Raw genomic sequence first — 21,080 nt, 5'->3', positions numbered from 1 at the left:
AATATAAAGATATAGGTAACACAATAGGATAAGGGTGGAGAATTGTGTCCCCACCCCAACTATTTACAAAGAGCCATTATTTTTAAAACAGATGAATGAGAAGATTAATAGTTTTTTTATCGCAACTTGCGCTCTCTTTATTACAACTCGGTTTCTTTATCACAACTCAGGCCCCTTTTATCACAACTCGCACTCTCTTTATCACAACTCGCACTCTCTTTATCACAACTCGCACTCTCTTTATCACAACTCGGTTTCTTTATCACAACTCGAGCCCCTTTTATCACAACTCAGACTCTCTTTATCACAACTCAGGCCCCTTTTATCACAACTCGCACTCTCTTTATCACAACTCGGTTTCTTTATCACAACTCGAGCCCCTTTTATCACAACTCGCACTCTCTTTGTCACAACTCAGGCCCCTTTTATCACAACTCGCACTCTCTTTATCACAACTCAGGCCCCTTTTATCACAACTCAGACTCTCTTTGTCACAACTTGCGCTCTCTTTATCACAACTAAACATAGCTTCCTTTATCACAACTAAAAAAGCACTCCGTAACAATCGTGACATTGCTCCGGAGTGCCTTTTTGTATTAATTAGTCTTCGTTTTCAATAATTTTCACTAATTTTTCTAGTGCTTGTTCTTCGTCATTTCCTTCTGCACTTAGAGTGACGGTAGTACCTCTAGCAATTGCTAAACTCATAATACCCATAATACTTTTAGCGTTTACTTTTTTATTTTCCTTTTGAAGAAATACATCAGCTGTGTGACGATTTGCTTCTTGCACGAATAATGCTGCTTGTCTTGCTTGCAAGCCTGATTTTAGTTTTACTTCTACTTGTTTTTCTACCACAATTACTCCCCCTTTAATAATAAGTACAAAGTCAAAAACTCTTATACTTTTTGGAATGATAAATTACATAAAAAAGATTTTTATCTTATGTTTATATGTGTTAGATACTATTCTTTAAATTTTTCGCCTCTTCGAAGGGCATCGGCAATTTCGTCGATTTTTCGAAGGCGGTGATTAATACCCGATTTACTAACGACACCTGTTGATACCATTTCACCAAGTTCCTTTAAGGTTACTTCTTGATATTCTACCCTTAATCGTGCAATTTCACGCAATTTCTCGGGTAGTTGCTCGATACCAATCATGTTGTCGATAAAGCGGATATTTTCAACCTGACGAATAGCAGCACCAATTGTTTTGTTTAAATTAGCTGTTTCACAATTTACTAGTCGATTAACACTATTTCGCATATCCCGGACAATTCGTACATCTTCAAATTTTAGCATAGCTTGATGTGCACCAACAAGACTAAGGAAATTTGAAATCTTCTCCGCTTCTTTTAGGTACGTTACAAACCCTTTTTTTCTTTCAATCGTCTTAGCGTTAAGATCAAAGTGGTTCATAAGGTCCATCAAAGCTTCTCCATGTTCTTTATATAAAGAATATATTTCTAAATGATAGGAGGAAGTTTCAGGATTGTTAACAGAGCCTCCAGCTAGAAAGGCTCCTCGTAAGTATGCCCTTTTATCTGCCTCAAATCTAATCAACTCTTCTGAAATTGTATGATTAAATAGAAAATTACCTGAGAGAATATGTAGCTCTTCTAATAATTCTTTTGCTCCATCACGAACCCGACATATATATACGTTGTTTTTTTTCAGTCTCATTTTTTTCCGTACTAAAAGTTCAATACGGTAATTATAGAATTTTTTCAAAATGGTGTACATTCTTCGAGCAATGGCTGCGTTTTCAGTTTGCACATCAAGACTTAACTGACGATTAGCAAAAGACAGAGAACCGTTCATTCGGATAATGGCAGAGAGTTCTGCTTTTAAACTAGTATCTTCTGCTTCAACTTGAGTAAGCTCTTTTTTAGTTTCCGAAGCAAATGACATTTAGATTCCCCCTCTCTTTCAATTATCTATTTTACGCTAATTCGACAATGATTGCTTCTTTTGTTGATAGATTGTTGCATATTCTACAATCCATGCAGCAACGCTATTGGTTTCGTGACGTACAACACCATTATGGATCGTGGCAATATCTTTTTTTACAACTTCGAGACCCATATTTTCTAAACGCTCAATATCGAATTGGACAGGTTCTGATGATTCTTTGATATATGCTTCTCGTATTGCTTTTGGTACCTCTTCTTTATTGATCAAAATTGTTTGTATAAAATCTTCACCAACATGATCATAAAGCGCTCTCACATGATCCCCAGCAGTATAGCCAGAAGTTTCGCCAGCTTGCGTCATTAAATTGCATATATATATTTTATGTCCTTTTGCTTTTAATACTGCCTCTTTTATACCTTCTACTAATAAGTTCGGCAAAATACTAGTATATAAACTTCCCGGGCCAATGATAATAATATCTGCATGTAATATAGCATTCACCGCTTCTTGCAACGGTTTGACATCTGGTGGTGACAGAAAAACTCGTTTAATACGAGTCCCAAATGTAGGTATTTTTGATTCGCCTTGAACAATGGTGCCATCTTCCAACTCAGCAAGTAATGTAATTCGCTGATTGGCAGCAGGCAAAACTTTACCATGAACATTTAATACACGACTCATCTCTCGTATTGCATGTGAAAAATCGCCTGTTATTTCTGTTAATGCTGTTAACATCAAGTTTCCGAGAGAGTGACCTCCCAATTCTTCTTTTCCCTTAAAACGATACTGAAACATTTCTTCTACTAATGGTTCTACTTCTGAAAGTGCCGCAATAACATTTCGAATATCCCCTGGTGGTGGAATTGCAAAGTCATCACGGATTCTACCTGAGCTTCCGCCATCATCGGCAACGGTTACAATAGCTGTCAAATCTACTGGGCATTTTTTCAAGCCCCTTAATAGAGTAGAAAGCCCTGTACCGCCGCCAATAATGACTATTCGCGACTGACGTTTTGGCATTCAGCTATCCCTTTCTCTTCGCAATATCACGATGGGTAATTACAGTTGGAGCAAACTGATCAAGATGATTACCGAAGTACTCTGCTAAAGTAACTGAACGATGTTGACCCCCAGTACATCCAAAAGCAATCACCAACTGTGTTTTTCCTTCTTTTTGATAAAGCGGAATCATGTATTCAAATAAATCCATTAACTTTTCGATTAATGCTTTCGTTTCATCATACTTTAATACATATGACGAAACATCCTCATCTAATCCAGTTTTAGAACGAAGTGACTCAACATAATATGGATTTGGTAAAAAACGAACGTCAAATACCAAATCTGCATCAATAGGCATACCGTGCTTAAATCCGAACGACATAACATTTACTGTAAATGTTCGAGAATCCACATCAGAAAATTGAGCAATAATCCGCTGGCGTAACTCTCTCGGTTTCATACTTGATGTATTATAGATAAATTGCGCACGTTCTTTGACTTCTGCTAATAATTCTCGTTCATACTTAATGCCCATTAAAGGCAACCCATTTTCTGCTAACGGATGAGAACGACGAGTTTCTTTATAGCGTCTAACTAACGTTTCATCATCTGCATCTAAAAATAAAATTTTAGTTGCAACAAGATCTTCTCTTTCAATTCGATCTAATGCATCGATCAAAGAAGAGAAAAAATCTCCTCCACGAAGGTCCATTACAGCAGCAATACGAGAAATTTCTTTTTTTGATTGTTTCATTAAATTTAAAAAAGTTGGCAACAATGCTGGCGGTAAATTATCGATACAGTAAAACCCCAGATCCTCAAAACTTTGAATAGCCAAAGTTTTACCTGCTCCAGACATTCCTGTAATAATTATTAACTCGTTTACTGACTGTGGATTAGGCATTTCTTTCATCCCCTTCACAAGACATCTGAATTTTTTCATCTAACAATTGGAAATCCTCTGTATATGTAAAAGTTCCGTATTGAGTACCTTCTTGTTCAACTGCAAATAACAGATTTGTACGATCACCTTCTGCCATAGGCAAAAGATTTAAGTCTTCTACTGGATGCCATTCAAGTAAACCTTCGCGATTTTCTTTATAGGGTGTTCCTTCCAAATCTTCAGCTAAGAAAGTAAAGAGCATCCATTCATTGACCACTTCTTCTCCACGTCTTATCACCATTGTATAAACGCCTTTAAGATGTGGTTTGACAGCTTTAGCACCTGTTTCCTCTTGGAATTCACGGCTTGCTGCTTCGAAAATAGACTCTCCACTTTCAATTTTTCCTCCGGGCGCAACATACCAACCGCGTCGTGGCTTTTTTAATAATAGAACTTGGTCGTCTTTTTTAACTAACAAATTGGCGATTCTTTGCACACACGACACCTCATTTCTAACAATTCTTATAATAATTATTATACCGTTTTCAACTGCTTGAGTAAAAAAGAATAATCAAAATATAGAAATTCAGCTATCCAGTTGTATGAAATGGATAGATTAACTGATTATAACACTGATACTTAACATGAAATTTTATAAAAAAGAGGCTGCTCCATACGGTCAAGTGATCCGAAGGAAACAGCCATACCAATGTTCAATATTATAAAAGGGGTTATTACAATTCATACTATACACAATTATTATTGCAACTTGATGACAACCATATTAAAGTAAAATTAATTTATCCAACTTTAATGAGGGCACTAAGAACTTAAGTGGAAAAGTTAGTTTGAGAAATAACAACTCCTTGTAAAATCCCTATCGGTTCAACTACCCATCAATGTTTTGGAAAGTAAAAACACATCCTACTGCAACATTTGGCACTAGTATGTCATATTGACCCCTTTATATTGCTAGTTATTTTACTGCGAATTTTTCTTTTAGTTCTTCAACATAGTGTTGAACAGCTTGTGCTGCAATACTACCATCACCAGTTGCTGTAACGATTTGACGCAATGTTTTATCGCGAACATCACCTGCAGCGTAAATACCAGGTACAGAAGTTTCCATTTCTGCATTAGTTTTAATATAGCCAGTTTCGCTTAGAATACCTAGATTTTCAAAAGGAGCTGTAAGTGGCAACATACCAATGTAGATAAATACTCCGTCTGCTTGTACTTCTTGTTCAGTACCATCGACTGTAGAAACAAGTGTTACGCTACCTACTTTGCCATCTTTTTCATGAATTTCTTTTACTGTATTATTCCAGATAAAATCGATTTTTTCATTTGCAAAAGCACGGTCTTGAATAATTTTTTGAGCACGTAATTTATCGCGACGGTGTACAATTGTTACTTTATCTGCAAAACGAGTTAAGTACATACCTTCTTCGACTGCAGAGTCTCCTCCACCAACAACGATTAAATTTTTGTTTTTAAAGAATGCACCGTCACAAACAGCACAATAGCTTACGCCTCGGCCACCAAGTTCTTTTTCACCTGGCACACCCATTTTTTTATATTCTGCACCAGTACTAATAATGATTGCACGTGTTTTATATTCTTTTGTACCAGCTTTAATCGTTTTATACTCTTCGCCATCTACAATTTCAGTAACATCGCCGTAAGCATATTCTGCTCCAAATTTTTTCGCATGTTCGAACATTTTTGTAGATAATTCAGGGCCTAATATTGACTCAAAGCCTGGATAATTTTCAACTTCTTCTGTATTAGCCATTTGTCCACCAGGAATTCCTCTTTCTAGCATTAAAGTTGAAAGATTTCCTCGTGAAGTATAAACTGCTGCAGTCATTCCTGCAGGACCAGCACCGATAATGACAACATCATAAATTTTTTCTTCTGACATATCTGCTCCTCCTAAGTTGTGGCTATTCTATTTTTCTTTATCTTAGAGGATTGCCTTTCAGTATGACAAGATATCTGCTTATAACTAGTACGTTATTTGTCAAATAGCGGCAAATATTGTATCAATTCGTTCACATATTTTGTCAGGGTGGCTGGGGAAATCCCATAAAATTCAGCTATTTCTTTTTTAGTAATATTCTTCACTCGAGATGATTTATACATATATTCAGTTGCAGCAGCAAGCGCCTTAGGATTTTTAAACGCATAATCGTTTTCAAAAGCACGTTCATATAGAACAAACCACATTTGAAATAAGAAAGTATCATTCATATCTAAAGGTTTCATTTCTTCATATAAAATCTCAGCAACCTCTGCTGAATGTAAAAATGATTTTAAAGTACGATCATCATCTAGAAATTTATGATCCAAAGAATAAGCTAGATACAATTTTTCAAGTGGTGTGTAATTTTCAAGTTTAATCCAATTAGGATGAGCTACGATTTCTTGTTGATAAGGCGATTTCCCCAATAAAAATATGCCTAACAATCGTTCACTTCTATACTCACTTTCTAGTTTTTCAATGATAAAACTTCTATTTCTTTCAATTGAATCGGCCTGAAGTTGATCTTGCTCAAATGTCCATGGCTCATATCCAACTTTGTCAGGATCGATTTCAAGCAATTGTTTCCAAAACAATCTAGCTTCCTTTTCAAATCCGGAAAAATATGCAGAATGAGATAACCAAAAATAATAGCCAGAATCTCCTTCAAAGCCATGATTTTTTAGACTCTTTAACCACTTATACGCTTCTTCGTAACAGCCGATTAATGCAAGGGTTGCACCAAGTTTGTATCGTTGTTCAAATGAGTAAGGGCAAAGCTTTACAAGTAATTCTGTTAACTCTTGTAACTCCTCTTCCTCTTTTTCATAGTAGGCCATAACAGTCAAATTACAGAGTGCATGTAAATTACCATAGTTTCCTTGTAACACTTGATATAATAATGTTCTAGCTTGTTCTGAATCACCTTTATAAAAATACGCAAGTGACAAATTATTATATGCTGCCCAATAATCTGGATGATCCGTAATGATATCTTCTAAAAGCGTAATGGCTTCTTCAAGTTTGCCTTCTTCCATGAACTTTCTTGCCTTTTCTTGTAAATATACTACTTCTCTATCTACAGAGGTTTCAGGAGCAATATGCTTTTCCATCGATTTAGCAAAATCGATAATATCAATTGCTTCATCAGCATATTCTCCCATTTCATCAAGGCGCAAATATTCCTCAGCATAATACTTTGCATCATCAGTAAATCCTGCTTGTGCACATGCTTCTGCTAGGAACAATAAAATTTCAGGTTCTTCTGGATCTATTTCATTTGCCTTTTTCAATAATTCTAATGCGTGATCGATACGTCCGGCTTCCATTTCAACAATAGCATACTGTAGTAATATTAATGAATCCTCTGGACTTAACTCAGTTGCTCTTCTTAAATATTTTAGCGCTTTTTCAACTTGATCATGATCTAATGCTTGTACTGCTTTTTTATAATAAAAATCACCATTTGGAATAAAGGACACAACATTTTCTCGAGTATTTTGTTCACTATTCATATCCTACAGTTTTCCTCCAAAATAATAAGGAACGCATTTTTACGTTCCTTAAGCATCGTATCCTATATTATATCATAAATTAGTGTTGCTCATGACGTTTTTGCAGAACTCCTAAAACTTCATATAAATCTAATTTTTGTTCTTGCAAAAGTACTAACAAATGGTAAATTAAATCAGCTGCTTCCCATTTTAGTTCTTCATGATCACGATTTTTCGAAGCAATAACGACTTCAGTTGCCTCTTCTCCAACCTTTTTACAAATCTTATCTACACCTTCATTAAATAGATATGTAGTATAAGCACCTTCAGGCATCTCTTCTTCTCTTCCTTTAATCACATTTTTCAATGTTTCTAAAATATCAAGAGAACCGATTGAAGTTTCTTTCTCTGTTAGAACTTCTGTAAAGCATGAAACAGATCCTTTATGGCAGGCAGGTCCTTTTGGCAACACTTCCACTACTAATGCATCCTGGTCGCAATCTGCACGCATCGCTACAACCTTTTGCGTATTACCACTCGTTTCACCTTTATGCCAAAGCTCTTGTCTTGAACGACTGAAGAACCATGTTTCACCTGTTTCAATTGTTTTCTTTAAAGATTCCTTATTCATATATGCGACTGTTAGCACTTCTTTTGTTTGTGCATCTTGAACAACTGTTGTTATTAAACCTTTTTCATCAAATTTAAGATTTTCAATCATCGTATTGGCACTCCTTGTTGTTTTAAACTTGCTTTTACTTCTGAAACACTTGTCTCTTTATAATGGAAAATTGAGGCTGCTAATGCTGCATCTGCATCAATATTATGTAATACTTCATAAAAATCCTCCGCTTTACCTGCGCCACCACTTGCAATAATTGGTACATTGACAGCATCTCGAATAGCTTTTGTTAACGGCAAGTCAAAGCCGTTCTTCTCACCATCTTGGTCCATACTTGTTACAAGTAATTCTCCGGCACCAAGTGCGACTGCTTCTTTCGCCCAATCCACTGCCTTTTTATCTGTTTTGTTTCGGCCACCATGGGTATATACCATCCAAGTTTGATCTTCTTCACTCCACTTTGCGTCGATTGCAACAACAATACATTGTGCGCCAAAATAATCAGAACCCTCTTTTATCAACTCTGGACGGTTAATAGCAGAAGAATTGATCGACACTTTATCTGCTCCGGCACGTAACAGACGTTTCATATCATCTAGTGTCCGAATGCCACCGCCAACTGTAAATGGAATAGCTAGTGCTGCTGCTGTTTTACGAACAACATCAACCATTGTTTCACGACCTTCATGTGAAGCCGAAATATCAAGAAAAACAAGTTCATCTGCACCTTGTTCGTTATAAAACTTTGCTAATTCGACCGGATCTCCAGCATCGCGAAGAGATACAAATTGAACACCTTTAACTACCCGGCCTTCTTTGACATCTAGACATGGAATAATTCGCTTTGTTAACATTATTCCGCCTCCTTTAATGCCTCTTGTAATGTGAACCGTTCTGCATACAAAGCTTTACCAATAATCACACCACTAACTGAGGAATTCTTTGCAGCATCTTTCACTTTTGAAATATCCTCTAATGCACTAATACCTCCTGAAACAATAATATTCGCTCCAGTTGCTTTTGCTAATTGAATATTAGCTTCTATATTCGGGCCAGATAAAGTACCATCTGTTGCAATATCTGTGAAGATGAAATATTTTGCACCTGCTTTCGCAAAATCTTTTCCTACTTCAATAGCTGATTGATCGGATGTTTCAATCCATCCATGTGTTGCAACCATTCCATCTTTTGCATCTAATCCTATTACAATTTTCTCAGCTCCGAATTCCTTGATGAAATTTTTCACAAGTTGAGGTTCACGAATAGCAAGGCTACCAATGATGACACGATCAACGCCATTTTCTAGATAAAATCGAACATCTTCTTCGGAACGTATTCCCCCACCAATTTGAACTTTCAATGGTAACTCTTTTGCTACACGGATAACTTCCTTCGCATGTCTACGTTCTCCATCTTTTGCTCCATCTAAATCGACCATATGTACATAGCTTGCACCTGCTTTTGCAAAACGCTTCGCCATCTCAAATGGAGAATCTGCATAAACAGTTTCCTTTTCATAGTCGCCCTTTAATAGACGAACACATTTCCCACCTCTCATATCGATAGCTGGAAATATTTGAATTAAACTCATGAAACAGCAACTCCTTTCGCAACTGCACGCAGCCACTGTTGTAGTAAATAAACGCCACATTCTCCTGATTTTTCGGGATGAAATTGCATACCTGTTACATTTCCTTTTTGTACAATTCCAGGAACTTTCATATCACCATACTCTGCATAAGCGATAAGATTTTCCTCATCCATATCCGTTGCTAAATAAGAGTGTACAAAATAGACAAAATTATCTGTTGGTAATTGTTCTAACCATGTTGGCGATTTAGCAAATATTAAATCATTCCACCCCATATGTGGAACACGATAAGACTTTCCTGAAAGATCCTTACCCGAAAATTGTTTAACTACCCCTTTGAAAATTCCTAAACCTTTCCAATAGCCATTTTCTTCACTTTCTTCAAACAGAAGTTGCATACCTAGGCAAATACCTAAGAGAGGCTTATTAACCGCTACAATCTTATCGATAAATGTAACTAGCCCTGTATCATTAAGTTTTTTCATAGCATCCTCAAATGCACCGACACCAGGTAATATTAGAGCATCACATGTTAACAAACTTTTTTGATCTGATGAAATTAGCACTTCACAACCTAAACGTTTAATCGCTTGTTCAACACTAAAGAGATTTCCCATTCCATAATCGATTACGCCAATTTTCATGTTAACAACCCTTTCGTAGACGGAACTTTACCTTTCATTCGAGGATCAATTTGTACTGCATCATCAATCGCTCTAGCTAAAGCTTTAAAGATGGCTTCTATAATATGGTGTGTATTATGACCATAAGGAACAATAACATGAACATTCATACGTGCTTCTAATGCAAATTTCCACAAAAATTCGTGTACTAATTCTGTATCAAATGTTCCGACTTTTTGGGACGGGATTTCAGCACGAAATTCTAGATGTGGTCGATTTGAACAGTCAATAACCACTTGGGCTAGTGCATCATCCATTGGGACAAACGCATTTCCGTAACGTTTAATACCTTTTTTATCACCAAGCGCTTCTTTAATCGCTTGACCGAGTACAATTCCCAAATCTTCTGTTGTGTGATGGTCATCGATATCTGTGTCACCATTTGCAGTAATCTTCCCATTGAACAGGCCATGCTTCATGAAAAGATCAAGCATATGATCCATAAATGGTACACCTGTATCAACTGTTGCTTTCCCTTCTCCATCCAAATCGATTTCTACAGCAATTTGCGTTTCATTTGTCTTACGTTCTATTTTTGAATAACGTGCCAAATTATTCCTCTCCTTTGTTCCAGCCTCTTGACTCAACTGCTCTCGCATGCCCTTCTAATCCTTCTAATCTTGCTAAGCGAGCAATTTTAGGTGCATTTTCAGACCAAGTTTTTTCTGTATAATAGACAACATTTGTTTTCTTTAAGAAATCATCAACATTTAATCCACTAGCAAAACGTGCTGTACTATTTGTTGGTAACACGTGATTTGTTCCAGCAAAATAGTCACCTACTGGCTCTGAACTATAACGTCCGATAAAAATAGCTCCAGCATTGTCAATGGCTTCACTAACTTTCAGTGCATCTTCTGTTACAATTTCTAAATGCTCAGGTGCTAATTGATTGATAGCTTTTGTAGCTTGTTGCATCGATTCAGCAATATATATACATCCAAAGTTTTCTACTGATTTTCTTGCAATTGCTTCTCTAGGAAGGGTTTGTAATTGTTTTTCTACTTGTACCTGTACATTTTCAGCTAACAATTTACTTGTTGTAATAAGGATAGGGCATGCCATAGGATCGTGTTCGGCTTGTGACAGTAAGTCTGCGGCAATCTCATCTGGATAAGCCGAATCATCCGCAATAATCGCAATTTCACTTGGTCCTGCGATCATATCAATTGCTACCTCACCAAAAACTTCACGTTTTGCAAGTGCTACGAAGATATTACCTGGTCCGGTAATTTTATCTACCCCTTGAATTGTTTCTGTACCAAAAGCAAGTGCCCCGATTGCTTGTGCACCACCCATTTTATAAATCTCATCAATACCTAAGATAGATGCTGCAGTTAATACTGCGGCCGGAAGTTTACCGCTTTTATCACTTGGTGACGCTAATACAATTCGCTTAACACCCGCAACTTGAGCAGGAATAACATTCATTAAAACAGATGATGGATAAGCAGCAGAACCACCTGGAACATATAAGCCTACAGAAGATATTGGCAAAATACGTTGGCCTAGCCAAGAGCCATCTGCTATTTGAAGTTTGTAACCTTCACGTTTTTGCTGTTCGTGATATAAGCGAATATTAGATGCTGCTTCTTTTAAATCTTGTACTAATTGAGGATCTAACGATTTAACAGCTTCTTCTATTTCTTGTTCGGTTACACGTAAGTTTTCCGGCGCATAACCATCCCATTTCCGACTATAAGCTTTTACAGCTTCATCGCCTTTTTCTCGAACATCAGCAAGCACTTGGCGAACTGTTTTAAGCTGTTCCTCATTGCCACCTTCCAAAGGTCTTTTTAAAGAAATTTCATCTGTTAACACTTTAATCTTCATCGCAAATCCTTCTCTCATTTCACACATTTTTTAAGGCGTTTTACTAAATCTAAAATACGTTCACTTTTCATCCGATAACTTGCAGGATTAGCAATAAGTCTTGATGACACATCTGTGATAAATTCATATTCTACAAGACCATTTTCCTTTAATGTTTGACCAGTAGAGACAATATCAACGATACGATCCGCTAGCCCAATCATTGGTGCCAATTCGATTGAACCGTTCAGTCCAATAATTTCTACCTGTTCCCCTTTTTCACGATAATAATCTGAAGCAACTGTTGGATATTTTGTTGCAATACGAGGAGCTATTTCGTTCAAAGTTGTATTTGGCAATCCAGCAGAAGCTATATGACATTTACTAATATTTAAATCAAGTAATTCATGAACTTCGCGTCTTTGTTCAAGTAAAACATCTTTACCAGCAATGCCGATATCAGCTACACCATGTTCAACATAAGTAGGGACATCCATCGGTTTAGCTAAAATGAATCGAATCTTTTCTTGTGGGATTTCAATCATTAATTTGCGTGACATTTCAACATTTTCTGGCAATTCGAAGCCTGCCTCGATTAACATCTCATAAGCTTCTTCGAAAATACGACCTTTTGGCATGGCAATCGTTAACTCATTCATGAACGTTACCTCCTTGTCCAATTCGTACAATTTCTGCGAAGTGTTTTTCAAATGCTGCTAAATTATCTAAACCTTCCATCGATTGTAACGTAGTACGTTTTCCTTGTGCTCGAAGTTTTTCGGCAGTTTCAAGCGCTTCTGCTAACTGTGGTGCTACAAATAGTACCAGAACTTCATCATTTGTTTCTGATTGTTGTGGAATAACTTCTAATAGATGGTCAATTCGAAAGCCAAAACCAATGGCGCCAACTTCAATACCAAATTCATCAAGTAATCCGTCATATCGTCCACCATTTCCAATTGGAAAACCTGAACCAGTTGCAAATACTTCAAATAACATCCCTGTGTAATAATTCATATGACTTGCTAATGTAAAGTCGAACGCAATGTAAGATGTAGCGTCTGCAATCTCTAAAATAGATGCTAGTTGTTCCATATAGATAAATGCATCTTTTTCATATAGATATTTTGCAATTTCTCGAATACTTTTCATCTCCGTTGCATCTTCCACAAAGGATAACAAAGTTTGCTCTTTTTCAATCGCTAAATTATACGAAATAACAGCTTCCTCAAATCCAACGATATTTTTTTGTACTAATAAGTTATGTAGTTCCTCAAATTGTTGTTGATCTTGGACGTTCTTTTTAATAATTGCCTCTAAGATTCCAGCATTTCCAATTGTAATTTTAAAATCTTCAATACCCAATGTTTTTAATAAACGTATTGCTGTTAAAATAGTTTCTGCATCTGCATACACAGAAGAATCTCCAATGATTTCGATACCCATTTGTTCAAATTCTGCTGGTCGGCCACCTTCAAGTTGTTGTGCACGAAAAACATTTGCAAAATAAGCTAGCCGAAGTGGTATTTTTTCTTTTAATAATTTTGAAGTTGCGACACGCGCTATAGGTGTCGTCATATCTGGACGAAGAACTAATGTATTCCCTTGACTATCAACTAATTTAAAAAGTGAAGAATCGACAATAGCAGAAGCTTTACCTACTGTATCGTAATATTCAAGAGTAGGTGTTTGGATAAAATCAAAACCTCTCAAACGAAGAAACTCCATACCTGTTTGTCGAATCACTTCTTTCTTTCCAAAAATCTTTGGAAATGTATCGCGCATTCCTAATGGTTTTTCAAACTTTCGAATCGGTGACATTATTACACTTCCTAATCTATATACTTTAGTTCGCTAGAGTGTTAGAGTGATGATGTATGAAAGTATTTTATAATAACAACCACTTTAAGTCAATAGTTCCAGACAAATTTATTTGTATGTTACAACTCTTTAGAATTAACTGAATTCTTTTTATCCATCTCTTCTTTTGTATAAATAATCTTCATCGGATTACCACCAGCAAATGCACCAGCTGGGACATCTTTGTTCACCAATGTCATGGCAGAAATAATCGCATCATCACCTATTTCAACACCAGGTAAAATCGTTGAATTGGCACCAATCATTACACGATCGCCAATTACAACATCTCCTAATCTATACTCATTTACTAAATATTCGTGCGCAAGTATTGTTGTATTAAAACCTATAATTGTGTCTTTCCCTACTTTAATCCGTTCTGGAAACATCGTATCCGGGGTTACTTTCAATGCAAAAGATGTTTTCTCCCCAACTTTCATCTTTAAAAATGTACGATAAAGCCAATTCTTCACAGAGAGAAAAGGCGTATATCGTGCAATTTCTATAACAACAAAACATTTCACTACTTTCCAGAAAGAAACTGTTTTATAAATTTGCCAAAGTGATGTCGAACCAGATACCGAATATCTTTCCGTCCTACGCATTTGCATGCTCCTCTACTATAGTCAATAAATCTTTCATATCGTGCAGCATATAATCTGGTTTGAATTGCATTAAAAATTTTTCTCCCTTTAAAGACCAAGCAACTCCAGCTGTTTTTACACCTGCATTTTTGCCACCTAATATATCGTGAGAATTATCCCCAATCATGATTACATCTTCTTTTCTTAAATGCATCTTCTCAAGAGCTAAAAGGATAGGCTCAGGATCAGGTTTAACATTTTTTACATCATCCATACTAATAATAACTTCTACTAAATCCTCAATATCTAGTAGACGGATACCTTTGATCAAAGAATCATATCGCTTTGTTGACACAATCGCTAATCGAATCCCCTTGTTTTTTAGTTCTTGTAAAGTAGACTTAACTCCATCAAATTCTCTAGCTAGTTCATCATGGTGTTCACTGTTCCACAGACGATATTGACGCACCCATTCCTCAGCTTTTGAAGCATCAATTGTCGAAAAGGATTCGATTAATGAAGGTCCTATAAAAGGAACCATGTCGTCCTTTGTAAATTTCCCAGGAAATTCAGGTTCAAGTACATGCAAAAATGTTTGAATTATTAATTCGTTTGTATCTAATAATGTGCCATCAAAGTCAAATAGCAGCCCTTTAAATTTACTTGTTGTCATTCTGAAATTACTCCTTTAGATTCTCCGTTAAAGTTTTGATAGAATAATAATACCATTTTATCATATTGTCATTTTCAGCAATCCACCTACATTAGATAGAACTAAGAACATCTAATATAAAGGAATCGCCGTATTATAATGGCTCTTTAAATCCCTAGTTTAGGAATTTAATATTTGACCAAAATAATATCGGCGAATAATTTTATATATTTTTCAATAAAAAATGATTTTGTAATGAATGAAAATATCCCCTACTCATCTTTATAGTGAACAACTGGTTTTACTTTTAGTCGACGGTAGATGATTAAAGCAACACCTACAACAAGTCCAACTAGTGATACAATTTGTGCCATACGTAAATTACCAATCAACAAGCTATCTGTACGCAATCCTTCGATAAAGAATCGACCGAATGAGTACCAAATAATATAAGTTAAGAAGATTTCTCCTCGGCGTAAGTTTACTTTTCGAAGCAATAAAAGAATTAGTAAACCAACTAAATTCCATAAAGATTCGTATAAGAATGTTGGATGATGATAGAAACCTTGGACATTCATTTGTTCGATAATCCAATCTGGCAGATGTAAATTTTCTAGGAATGAACGTTCAACTATTCTCCCATAAGCTTCTTGGTTCATGAAATTTCCCCAACGCCCAACAATTTGTCCAATAATAATCGATGGCGCCAGAATATCTGCTAATTTCCAAAAACTAATGCCTCTTTTTTTAGAGAAAATAATCGCTGTCACAAATGCTCCTATTAGCGCACCATGGATGGCAATACCACCATGCCAAATCTGAATGATTTCTCCTGGATGTGCCGCATAATATGGCCATTCAAATGTAACATAATAAATTCTGGCACAAACAATTGAAATAGGCACTGCCCAAATAAGTAAATCTGTTAAGAGATCATCACCAAAACCTCTTTTCACCATTTCTCTTTGACCTATAAAATAAGCAATAATAATCCCACAAGCGATAATTATTCCATACCAACGAACCGAAATTGGTCCAAGGTTAAATGCTACTGGGTCTATTGCCATTAAAATTGAATCCATAGTAAGCTCCCTTCACTACTATCATCTTTAAATTCTTCTACTAGAATTCGTCATTTCCTTCAATTACATTATCTAAGCGACGTGAAAATTCTTCTGCTGCATTAACGCCTAGATTTTTCAAACGATGATTCATCGCAGCTACTTCAATAATAACAGATAGATTTCGTCCTGGTCTTACTGGAATCGTTAACTTTGGTAGCTCTGTATCAATGATTTTCATCGTCTCCGAATCTAAACCCAAGCGGTCATAAGTTTTATCTGAATCCCATGTTTCTAGATCCATAACAATTGAGATACGTTTATGTTTTCGTACAGCACTTGCGCCAAATAATGTCATAATATCAATAATACCAATTCCTCGTATTTCAAGTAAATGTGCTATTAAAGGAGGCGCATTGCCAACAAGTGTACTTTCACCTTCCTGTCGAATTTCGACACAATCATCTGCGACTAATCTATGTCCTTTTTTAACAAGTTCTAGGGCTGTTTCACTTTTACCTACACCACTTTTACCAGTTATTAAAACACCTATCCCATAGATATCCATTAATACACCATGGACAGCTGTCGTTGGTGCTAAACGACTTTCAAGATAATTCGTTAATAGACTTGAGAAACGAGTTGTTGGTAGCTTTGTTGTTAAAACAGGCACATGATGTTCTTCAGAAGCAACTATTAAAGCTTCAGGAACTTCCATGTCATGCGAGATAATAATAGCTGGAGTTTCTTGAGAACATAACTTATTCATCCGATCAAATTGAACTTCACGAGACAACATTTCAAAAAAGGATAGTTCTGTTTTCCCTAAAAGTTGCACACGTTTAGCAGGATAATGTGTAAAGTAACCTGCCATCTCAAGACCAGGTCTAGAAATATCACTCGTTAAAATATGTCTACCGATTCCTTCCTCACCGCTTATAAGTTTCAGATTTAAAACTTCCATAACATCTTTGGTGCAAACTTGATCCAAAGGCATTGTTATACCACCTTCCAAATAACCATAAGATAAAATAAATCTTCAGATACGAAACCTGTTTCCGCTCAGGGAGTAAATCCTCTACTCTTCATTTGCAATTAGTTCAGTCTTTATGATAGTACTGACCGCACTTTATACAAGATAAACAATATAACATATTTTAGCATAAAACTTTGTTTGAAGATGCTTGAAAAACCTGAAAAATAGAAAAGCATTATGTACGTTGAAGGGTACGATTAGAAACTAAGTAAATAATGTCTATAAGAAAATAAAAACCAAGTAAGATATTCCATACTTGATTTGAAAGTTTATTAATTTTCAATTATAAAAAAAACTAGCTTCCCCCTCAATGAAAGCTAGTCCAAAAATTATTATTTTTGTTCAGAAAGCCATTTAGCAACAGCATTTACTTCGTCATCACTTTGTAAACCATTAGCTGGTTTTGCAGGCATTTGACCTTGACCCTTATTTAAAATATTTTTAATTTCATCTTCAGATAAAGTAGAACCGATTTTTGTTAAATCAGGACCCATAGCACCTGTCAAATCATTACCGTGGCAAGAAATACATTTTTCTTTTGCAATTTTTTCACCATCGGCATTAGCAGTTGTGGCTTTGTCATCAGTTGTTGTATCGTTTGCTGTGTTATCAGTGTTTTCAGTTGTTTTAGTGTCTTCGGATGCTGAGTTATTGTCATCGTTATTACCGCAAGCACCTAAAACTAAAGCTGAACCGAGTAACAATGCAAGTAGAGCTTTTTGCATAATAGACCCTCCTATAAATTTAAATAATAACTTACGTAGTAAGTATACCAAATTCAATACTAAATTAAACCTGAGTAAAACATAAAATTTGTGACCATTTTGCGCCAAATAGACTACTCCAAAAGACCAATCTATATATTTTCTTAAAATTCAAAATTTAAATGTCAGTATTAATGGTAGTTTATTATTTAAACAAAATTAAATAATCACCCATTAAATACCATATAAATATCGGTTCTATTTCACTATGAAATTCGGTTTGACCATTTATTTGCAGCTTTAAAAATTTCAAATACTTCTTCTATATTTATACTTAAATCATTTGCAATTTTATTTATAACTTCAAAATCCATTTTTTCAACAGCAACTGTTAATTGAAGGTATGGTTGCATAGATGTATCACTCCCTGATATTGTTTCTACTATTTCATCAGATAGTGGTAATTGCATTAAGATGCTTTTTATCGGTCTACGTAAAAGTGCGTCAATTAGTGAGAACATACCAATTAAAAAGTATTCGGATGTATTTCTCTTGTTATTATATTTCGCTAATAGTTCACACATTTTGGCTCTACACAATGAAGTTTTCATAAGCTCATCATATGCGCCACTAGGATTATATTTTTGAGATTCACGATATGTTAATATGTATATCCATCTTTTCAAATCTTCTAGTCCTAAATGTAAGATTGCTTGCTTAATGGAACGGATTTTAAATTTTGACCGTTTAGATGAGGAATTGATCAGCTTCATAAGTTTATATGATAATGCGATATCATGCTCTATACCTTCAGTAATCTCATCAATATCTGGTTCTTCTACACGGAGTAAAGCGATAACACGATAATATTGTAATAAGTTTGCGGGAATGTCATTTGCACGAATGATCTGTGGCTTAGTAAAAAAATAACCTTGAAATAATTTATACCCTCTTTGAATCGCATCAATATATTGTTCCATCGTTTCGACTTTTTCCGCCAGTAAAATGATATGAGGAAATAGCTTTTTTATACGATTCTCAATTTTTTCTCTTTCATCTACTGAAGATATTATAAAGTCAACTTTTATAATATCTATATAAGGAAATAAATCGTTATAAATGCTAGAATCTTCTTGCATTATAAAATCATCGAGAGCAATGCGATAACCTTTTGCTTTCAGTTCCTTTACACGCTTTATCAATCCTTTAGTTATAGGGACATCTTCTAGAATCTCAATAACTACTTGTGATGGATTCAACTGTTCCATAATGTCATTCATCAATAGATTTTCAGTAAAATTGATAAAGCAAGGTTTACCATTTGATAATTCTTCAAAACCAATTGATAAAAAGGAATTGATAATTAACTCAACCGTAGCGATATCCGAATCAATATCAGGAAATGCATTGTTTTCAATTCCATTTCTATATAATAATTCATACGAATAGACTTGTTCATTAGTATTAAAGATTGGTTGTCTTCCAATAAAGATCTCCATTTTCTTTCTCCTTCAATACACATTTACCTATATTGTATCATTTTTCTCCAAATAAATAGTGCTTAATAATGATTTATTTTATAAAACTAGTCAGATTTATCAACACCCAACTCATACTTAGATAACTAAAATGCCCCACTAGAAAGATACTCTAAAATACTCATTCTTTCAACAAAAAATGGAATTATAAAATACTGTATATTGGAGTATATTGCTATAGTTACTACGATTAACTTTATATCAAGTAATTTAGGGGGCTAACTATTGAACAGTATAATTTTCGAAAAGTCCAATCATATTGCGACCATCACATTGAATAGACCAGAAGCATTGAACGCATTTAACTACGATTTGCTTGTTGAGCTACATGAAGTTGTGGAATCTATTCGTACAGATGAAGATTTATATCTTGTTATTTTCACAGGTGCAGGTGATAAGTCCTTTAGTGTGGGTGCAGATTTAAAGGAGAGGAGAAACTTACCAGAAAGGGACGTCAAACGAAATCTCAATAAGATTGGTGCATTATTTACAGCTATAGAAAAATTACCACAACCTACTATCGCTATGCTAAATGGTTATGCTTTTGGTGGAGGAACTGAGCTTGCTCTTGCTTGTGATTTTCGTTTTGCTGCTGATGATATTCAAATGGGACTAACCGAAACAAGTCTAGCAATTATCCCTGGAGCGGGTGGCACACAAAGACTTCCTAGAATAGTAGGAGAAGCAAAAGCATTAGAACTCATTTTAACAGCAAAGAGGATAACGTCTCAAGAAGCTACACAAATTGGGCTACTTACTGATTGTTTCAGCCGGTCTCAATTATCAGATAAAGTTTTAAATTTTGCCCATCAAATACTTTCAAACGGACCGATAGCCATTCAACAAGCAAAATTTGCTATCAAAAATGGGATGAATACAGATTTAGAAACTGGTCTTCAAATTGAACGGAAATCATATGAAATCACTATTCCAACAGAAGATCGTCTAGAAGCATTGGATGCATTTGCAAAAAAAAGAAAGCCTAATTTTAAAGGGCGTTGAAACTTAAAAAAGGTGTTACAAAGACATTCTCTTTGTAACACCCAAATGAATCAATATTATTTTTCTTCTGCAAAAATTGTGCTCCACTCATCACGTTTAGCAAGCATTTCTTTTGCCAATTCTTTCGCTCCATCTAAGCTATGACTTGCAGCCCAACCACATTGAACTTCGTTGCAAGCAGGAACTTCTGTTGCCTCAAGAACATCGTTAAATGTTTTTTCAATTATATCTAGAACTTCATCATAATCTGTATGATTGATAAGCGATAAGTAAAAACCGGTTTGACATCCCATTGGACTTAAATCGACTACTTGATCTGTATGGTTACGTATATTTTCAGCCATTAAATGTTCAATAGAATGTAATGCGGGCATATTCATATGCTCTTTGTTTGGTTGTTTGAAGCGGATGTCATATTTATACACTTCATCCCCGTTGATACCTTTTTTAATGCCTGCAAGACGTACAAAAGGTGCTTGAACTTTCGTATGATCAAGGTTGAAACTCTCCACGTTCAATTTTTCCATTAGGCAAAACTCCTTTTATGTTCATATAATTTTATTTTATCATTATTTTAAATTTTTAGAATACTTTCGTTAAAAAACACCTCTGCTAATA

23 protein-coding genes are annotated in these 21,080 nt (G+C 35.4%); 1 reads left to right on the top strand and 22 read right to left on the bottom strand.

Features of this window, described 5'->3' with window-relative positions; genetic code table 11:
• Nucleotides 1–600: 600 nt before the first annotated feature.
• The 21 genes from Q0977_RS09465 to Q0977_RS09365 form a co-directional block, all read right to left on the bottom strand.
• Nucleotides 601–858 carry an HPr family phosphocarrier protein gene (locus Q0977_RS09465; RefSeq protein WP_299513025.1) on the bottom strand — a complete coding sequence of 86 codons (258 nt, stop codon included), beginning with the start codon at nt 856–858 and terminating at the stop codon, nt 601–603.
• A gap of 107 nt (nt 859–965) precedes the next feature.
• Nucleotides 966–1,913, bottom strand: a complete 948-nt coding sequence (gene whiA / locus Q0977_RS09460; protein WP_119414611.1) for a DNA-binding protein WhiA — start codon at nt 1,911–1,913, stop codon at nt 966–968.
• 36 nt (nt 1,914–1,949) lie between these two features.
• Entirely contained in the window at nt 1,950–2,936 is a 987-nt protein-coding gene (yvcK, locus tag Q0977_RS09455) for a YvcK family protein (RefSeq protein WP_119414610.1), read from the bottom strand.
• Nucleotides 2,937–2,940: 4 nt separating this feature from the next.
• Complete coding sequence (gene rapZ, locus Q0977_RS09450; protein ID WP_119414609.1) at nt 2,941–3,822, bottom strand: RNase adapter RapZ; 882 nt, start codon at nt 3,820–3,822, stop codon at nt 2,941–2,943.
• Nucleotides 3,815–4,297, bottom strand: coding sequence for an 8-oxo-dGTP diphosphatase (locus Q0977_RS09445; protein WP_119414608.1), 483 nt, complete (start codon nt 4,295–4,297; stop codon nt 3,815–3,817). The genes rapZ and Q0977_RS09445 overlap by 8 nt, the downstream gene beginning before the upstream one ends.
• A 480-nt stretch (nt 4,298–4,777) precedes the next feature.
• On the bottom strand, nt 4,778–5,725 hold the full coding sequence (gene trxB, locus Q0977_RS09440; RefSeq protein WP_119414607.1) for a thioredoxin-disulfide reductase: 948 nt from the start codon (nt 5,723–5,725) through the stop codon (nt 4,778–4,780).
• A 92-nt stretch (nt 5,726–5,817) separates the two neighbouring features.
• Complete coding sequence (locus tag Q0977_RS09435; protein WP_124217806.1) at nt 5,818–7,338, bottom strand: lipopolysaccharide assembly protein LapB; 1,521 nt, start codon at nt 7,336–7,338, stop codon at nt 5,818–5,820.
• A 79-nt stretch (nt 7,339–7,417) separates the two neighbouring features.
• Nucleotides 7,418–8,038 (bottom strand): bifunctional phosphoribosyl-AMP cyclohydrolase/phosphoribosyl-ATP diphosphatase HisIE, encoded by a 621-nt coding sequence (gene hisIE, locus Q0977_RS09430; RefSeq protein WP_119414605.1) that lies wholly within the window; start codon nt 8,036–8,038, stop codon nt 7,418–7,420.
• Nucleotides 8,035–8,793 carry an imidazole glycerol phosphate synthase subunit HisF gene (gene hisF / locus Q0977_RS09425; RefSeq protein ID WP_119414604.1) on the bottom strand — a complete coding sequence of 253 codons (759 nt, stop codon included), beginning with the start codon at nt 8,791–8,793 and terminating at the stop codon, nt 8,035–8,037. The genes hisIE and hisF overlap by 4 nt, the downstream gene beginning before the upstream one ends.
• Nucleotides 8,793–9,530 (bottom strand): 1-(5-phosphoribosyl)-5-[(5-phosphoribosylamino)methylideneamino]imidazole-4-carboxamide isomerase, encoded by a 738-nt coding sequence (gene hisA, locus Q0977_RS09420; protein ID WP_299513012.1) that lies wholly within the window; start codon nt 9,528–9,530, stop codon nt 8,793–8,795. Before hisA ends, hisF begins: the two co-directional genes overlap by 1 nt.
• Nucleotides 9,527–10,174: an imidazole glycerol phosphate synthase subunit HisH gene (gene hisH, locus Q0977_RS09415; protein ID WP_119414602.1), complete on the bottom strand. Its 648-nt coding sequence runs from the start codon at nt 10,172–10,174 to the stop codon at nt 9,527–9,529. The genes hisA and hisH overlap by 4 nt, the downstream gene beginning before the upstream one ends.
• On the bottom strand, nt 10,171–10,764 hold the full coding sequence (gene hisB / locus Q0977_RS09410) for an imidazoleglycerol-phosphate dehydratase HisB (RefSeq protein WP_119414601.1): 594 nt from the start codon (nt 10,762–10,764) through the stop codon (nt 10,171–10,173). The genes hisH and hisB overlap by 4 nt, the downstream gene beginning before the upstream one ends.
• A gap of 1 nt (nt 10,765) precedes the next feature.
• On the bottom strand, nt 10,766–12,046 hold the full coding sequence (hisD, locus tag Q0977_RS09405) for a histidinol dehydrogenase (RefSeq protein WP_119414600.1): 1,281 nt from the start codon (nt 12,044–12,046) through the stop codon (nt 10,766–10,768).
• Between the two features lie 14 nt (nt 12,047–12,060).
• Nucleotides 12,061–12,684 carry an ATP phosphoribosyltransferase gene (gene hisG, locus Q0977_RS09400; protein ID WP_119414599.1) on the bottom strand — a complete coding sequence of 208 codons (624 nt, stop codon included), beginning with the start codon at nt 12,682–12,684 and terminating at the stop codon, nt 12,061–12,063.
• The gene (locus Q0977_RS09395; protein WP_299513006.1) at nt 12,677–13,846 is read right to left on the bottom strand and encodes an ATP phosphoribosyltransferase regulatory subunit; all 1,170 of its coding nucleotides are present in this window, start codon (nt 13,844–13,846) and stop codon (nt 12,677–12,679) included. Before Q0977_RS09395 ends, hisG begins: the two co-directional genes overlap by 8 nt.
• Nucleotides 13,847–13,965: 119 nt before the next feature.
• Nucleotides 13,966–14,490 (bottom strand): DapH/DapD/GlmU-related protein, encoded by a 525-nt coding sequence (locus tag Q0977_RS09390; RefSeq protein WP_299513003.1) that lies wholly within the window; start codon nt 14,488–14,490, stop codon nt 13,966–13,968.
• The gene (gene ppaX / locus Q0977_RS09385; RefSeq protein WP_299513001.1) at nt 14,483–15,142 is read right to left on the bottom strand and encodes a pyrophosphatase PpaX; all 660 of its coding nucleotides are present in this window, start codon (nt 15,140–15,142) and stop codon (nt 14,483–14,485) included. Before ppaX ends, Q0977_RS09390 begins: the two co-directional genes overlap by 8 nt.
• A gap of 251 nt (nt 15,143–15,393) precedes the next feature.
• On the bottom strand, nt 15,394–16,203 hold the full coding sequence (gene lgt / locus Q0977_RS09380; protein WP_299512992.1) for a prolipoprotein diacylglyceryl transferase: 810 nt from the start codon (nt 16,201–16,203) through the stop codon (nt 15,394–15,396).
• 40 nt (nt 16,204–16,243) lie between these two features.
• A complete protein-coding gene (gene hprK / locus Q0977_RS09375; RefSeq protein WP_299513037.1) occupies nt 16,244–17,173 on the bottom strand; it encodes an HPr(Ser) kinase/phosphatase in 930 nt (309 codons plus the stop codon).
• Between the two features lie 377 nt (nt 17,174–17,550).
• Complete coding sequence (gene cccB / locus Q0977_RS09370; RefSeq protein WP_299512990.1) at nt 17,551–17,943, bottom strand: cytochrome c551; 393 nt, start codon at nt 17,941–17,943, stop codon at nt 17,551–17,553.
• A gap of 245 nt (nt 17,944–18,188) precedes the next feature.
• Entirely contained in the window at nt 18,189–19,421 is a 1,233-nt protein-coding gene (locus Q0977_RS09365) for an EAL and HDOD domain-containing protein (protein ID WP_299512989.1), read from the bottom strand.
• Nucleotides 19,422–19,685: 264 nt separating this feature from the next.
• Between Q0977_RS09365 and Q0977_RS09360 the strand changes: the two genes are divergently transcribed.
• Complete coding sequence (locus Q0977_RS09360; RefSeq protein WP_124217799.1) at nt 19,686–20,462, top strand: enoyl-CoA hydratase-related protein; 777 nt, start codon at nt 19,686–19,688, stop codon at nt 20,460–20,462.
• 56 nt (nt 20,463–20,518) lie between these two features.
• Here the strand turns inward: Q0977_RS09360 and Q0977_RS09355 are convergent, their stop codons facing one another.
• Entirely contained in the window at nt 20,519–20,989 is a 471-nt protein-coding gene (locus Q0977_RS09355) for an S-ribosylhomocysteine lyase (protein WP_119414591.1), read from the bottom strand.
• Nucleotides 20,990–21,080: the final 91 nt, after the last annotated feature.

The sequence above is a fragment of the uncultured Rummeliibacillus sp. genome, from assembly GCF_934216135.1.
Lineage (GTDB): Bacteria > Bacillota > Bacilli > Bacillales_A > Planococcaceae > Rummeliibacillus.
This window is presented reverse-complemented; position numbering and strand designations above follow the sequence as displayed.

Bases quoted from the DNA above. Each gene is read 5' to 3' on its own strand.
- whiA (WP_119414611.1), bottom strand. From the start codon at position 1,913: ATGTCATTTGCTTCGGAAACTAAAAAAGAGCTTACTCAAGTTGAAGCA.
- yvcK (WP_119414610.1), bottom strand. From the start codon at position 2,936: ATGCCAAAACGTCAGTCGCGAATAGTCATTATTGGCGGCGGTACAGGG.
- rapZ (WP_119414609.1), bottom strand. From the start codon at position 3,822: ATGCCTAATCCACAGTCAGTAAACGAGTTAATAATTATTACAGGAATG.
- trxB (WP_119414607.1), bottom strand. From the start codon at position 5,725: ATGTCAGAAGAAAAAATTTATGATGTTGTCATTATCGGTGCTGGTCCT.
- Q0977_RS09435 (WP_124217806.1), bottom strand. From the start codon at position 7,338: ATGAATAGTGAACAAAATACTCGAGAAAATGTTGTGTCCTTTATTCCA.
- hisIE (WP_119414605.1), bottom strand. From the start codon at position 8,038: ATGATTGAAAATCTTAAATTTGATGAAAAAGGTTTAATAACAACAGTT.
- hisF (WP_119414604.1), bottom strand. From the start codon at position 8,793: ATGTTAACAAAGCGAATTATTCCATGTCTAGATGTCAAAGAAGGCCGG.
- hisA (WP_299513012.1), bottom strand. From the start codon at position 9,530: ATGAGTTTAATTCAAATATTTCCAGCTATCGATATGAGAGGTGGGAAA.
- hisH (WP_119414602.1), bottom strand. From the start codon at position 10,174: ATGAAAATTGGCGTAATCGATTATGGAATGGGAAATCTCTTTAGTGTT.
- hisD (WP_119414600.1), bottom strand. From the start codon at position 12,046: ATGAAGATTAAAGTGTTAACAGATGAAATTTCTTTAAAAAGACCTTTG.
- hisG (WP_119414599.1), bottom strand. From the start codon at position 12,684: ATGAATGAGTTAACGATTGCCATGCCAAAAGGTCGTATTTTCGAAGAA.
- Q0977_RS09395 (WP_299513006.1), bottom strand. From the start codon at position 13,846: ATGTCACCGATTCGAAAGTTTGAAAAACCATTAGGAATGCGCGATACA.
- Q0977_RS09390 (WP_299513003.1), bottom strand. From the start codon at position 14,490: ATGCGTAGGACGGAAAGATATTCGGTATCTGGTTCGACATCACTTTGG.
- ppaX (WP_299513001.1), bottom strand. From the start codon at position 15,142: ATGACAACAAGTAAATTTAAAGGGCTGCTATTTGACTTTGATGGCACA.
- lgt (WP_299512992.1), bottom strand. From the start codon at position 16,203: ATGGATTCAATTTTAATGGCAATAGACCCAGTAGCATTTAACCTTGGA.
- cccB (WP_299512990.1), bottom strand. From the start codon at position 17,943: ATGCAAAAAGCTCTACTTGCATTGTTACTCGGTTCAGCTTTAGTTTTA.
- Q0977_RS09365 (WP_299512989.1), bottom strand. From the start codon at position 19,421: ATGGAGATCTTTATTGGAAGACAACCAATCTTTAATACTAATGAACAA.
- Q0977_RS09355 (WP_119414591.1), bottom strand. From the start codon at position 20,989: ATGGAAAAATTGAACGTGGAGAGTTTCAACCTTGATCATACGAAAGTT.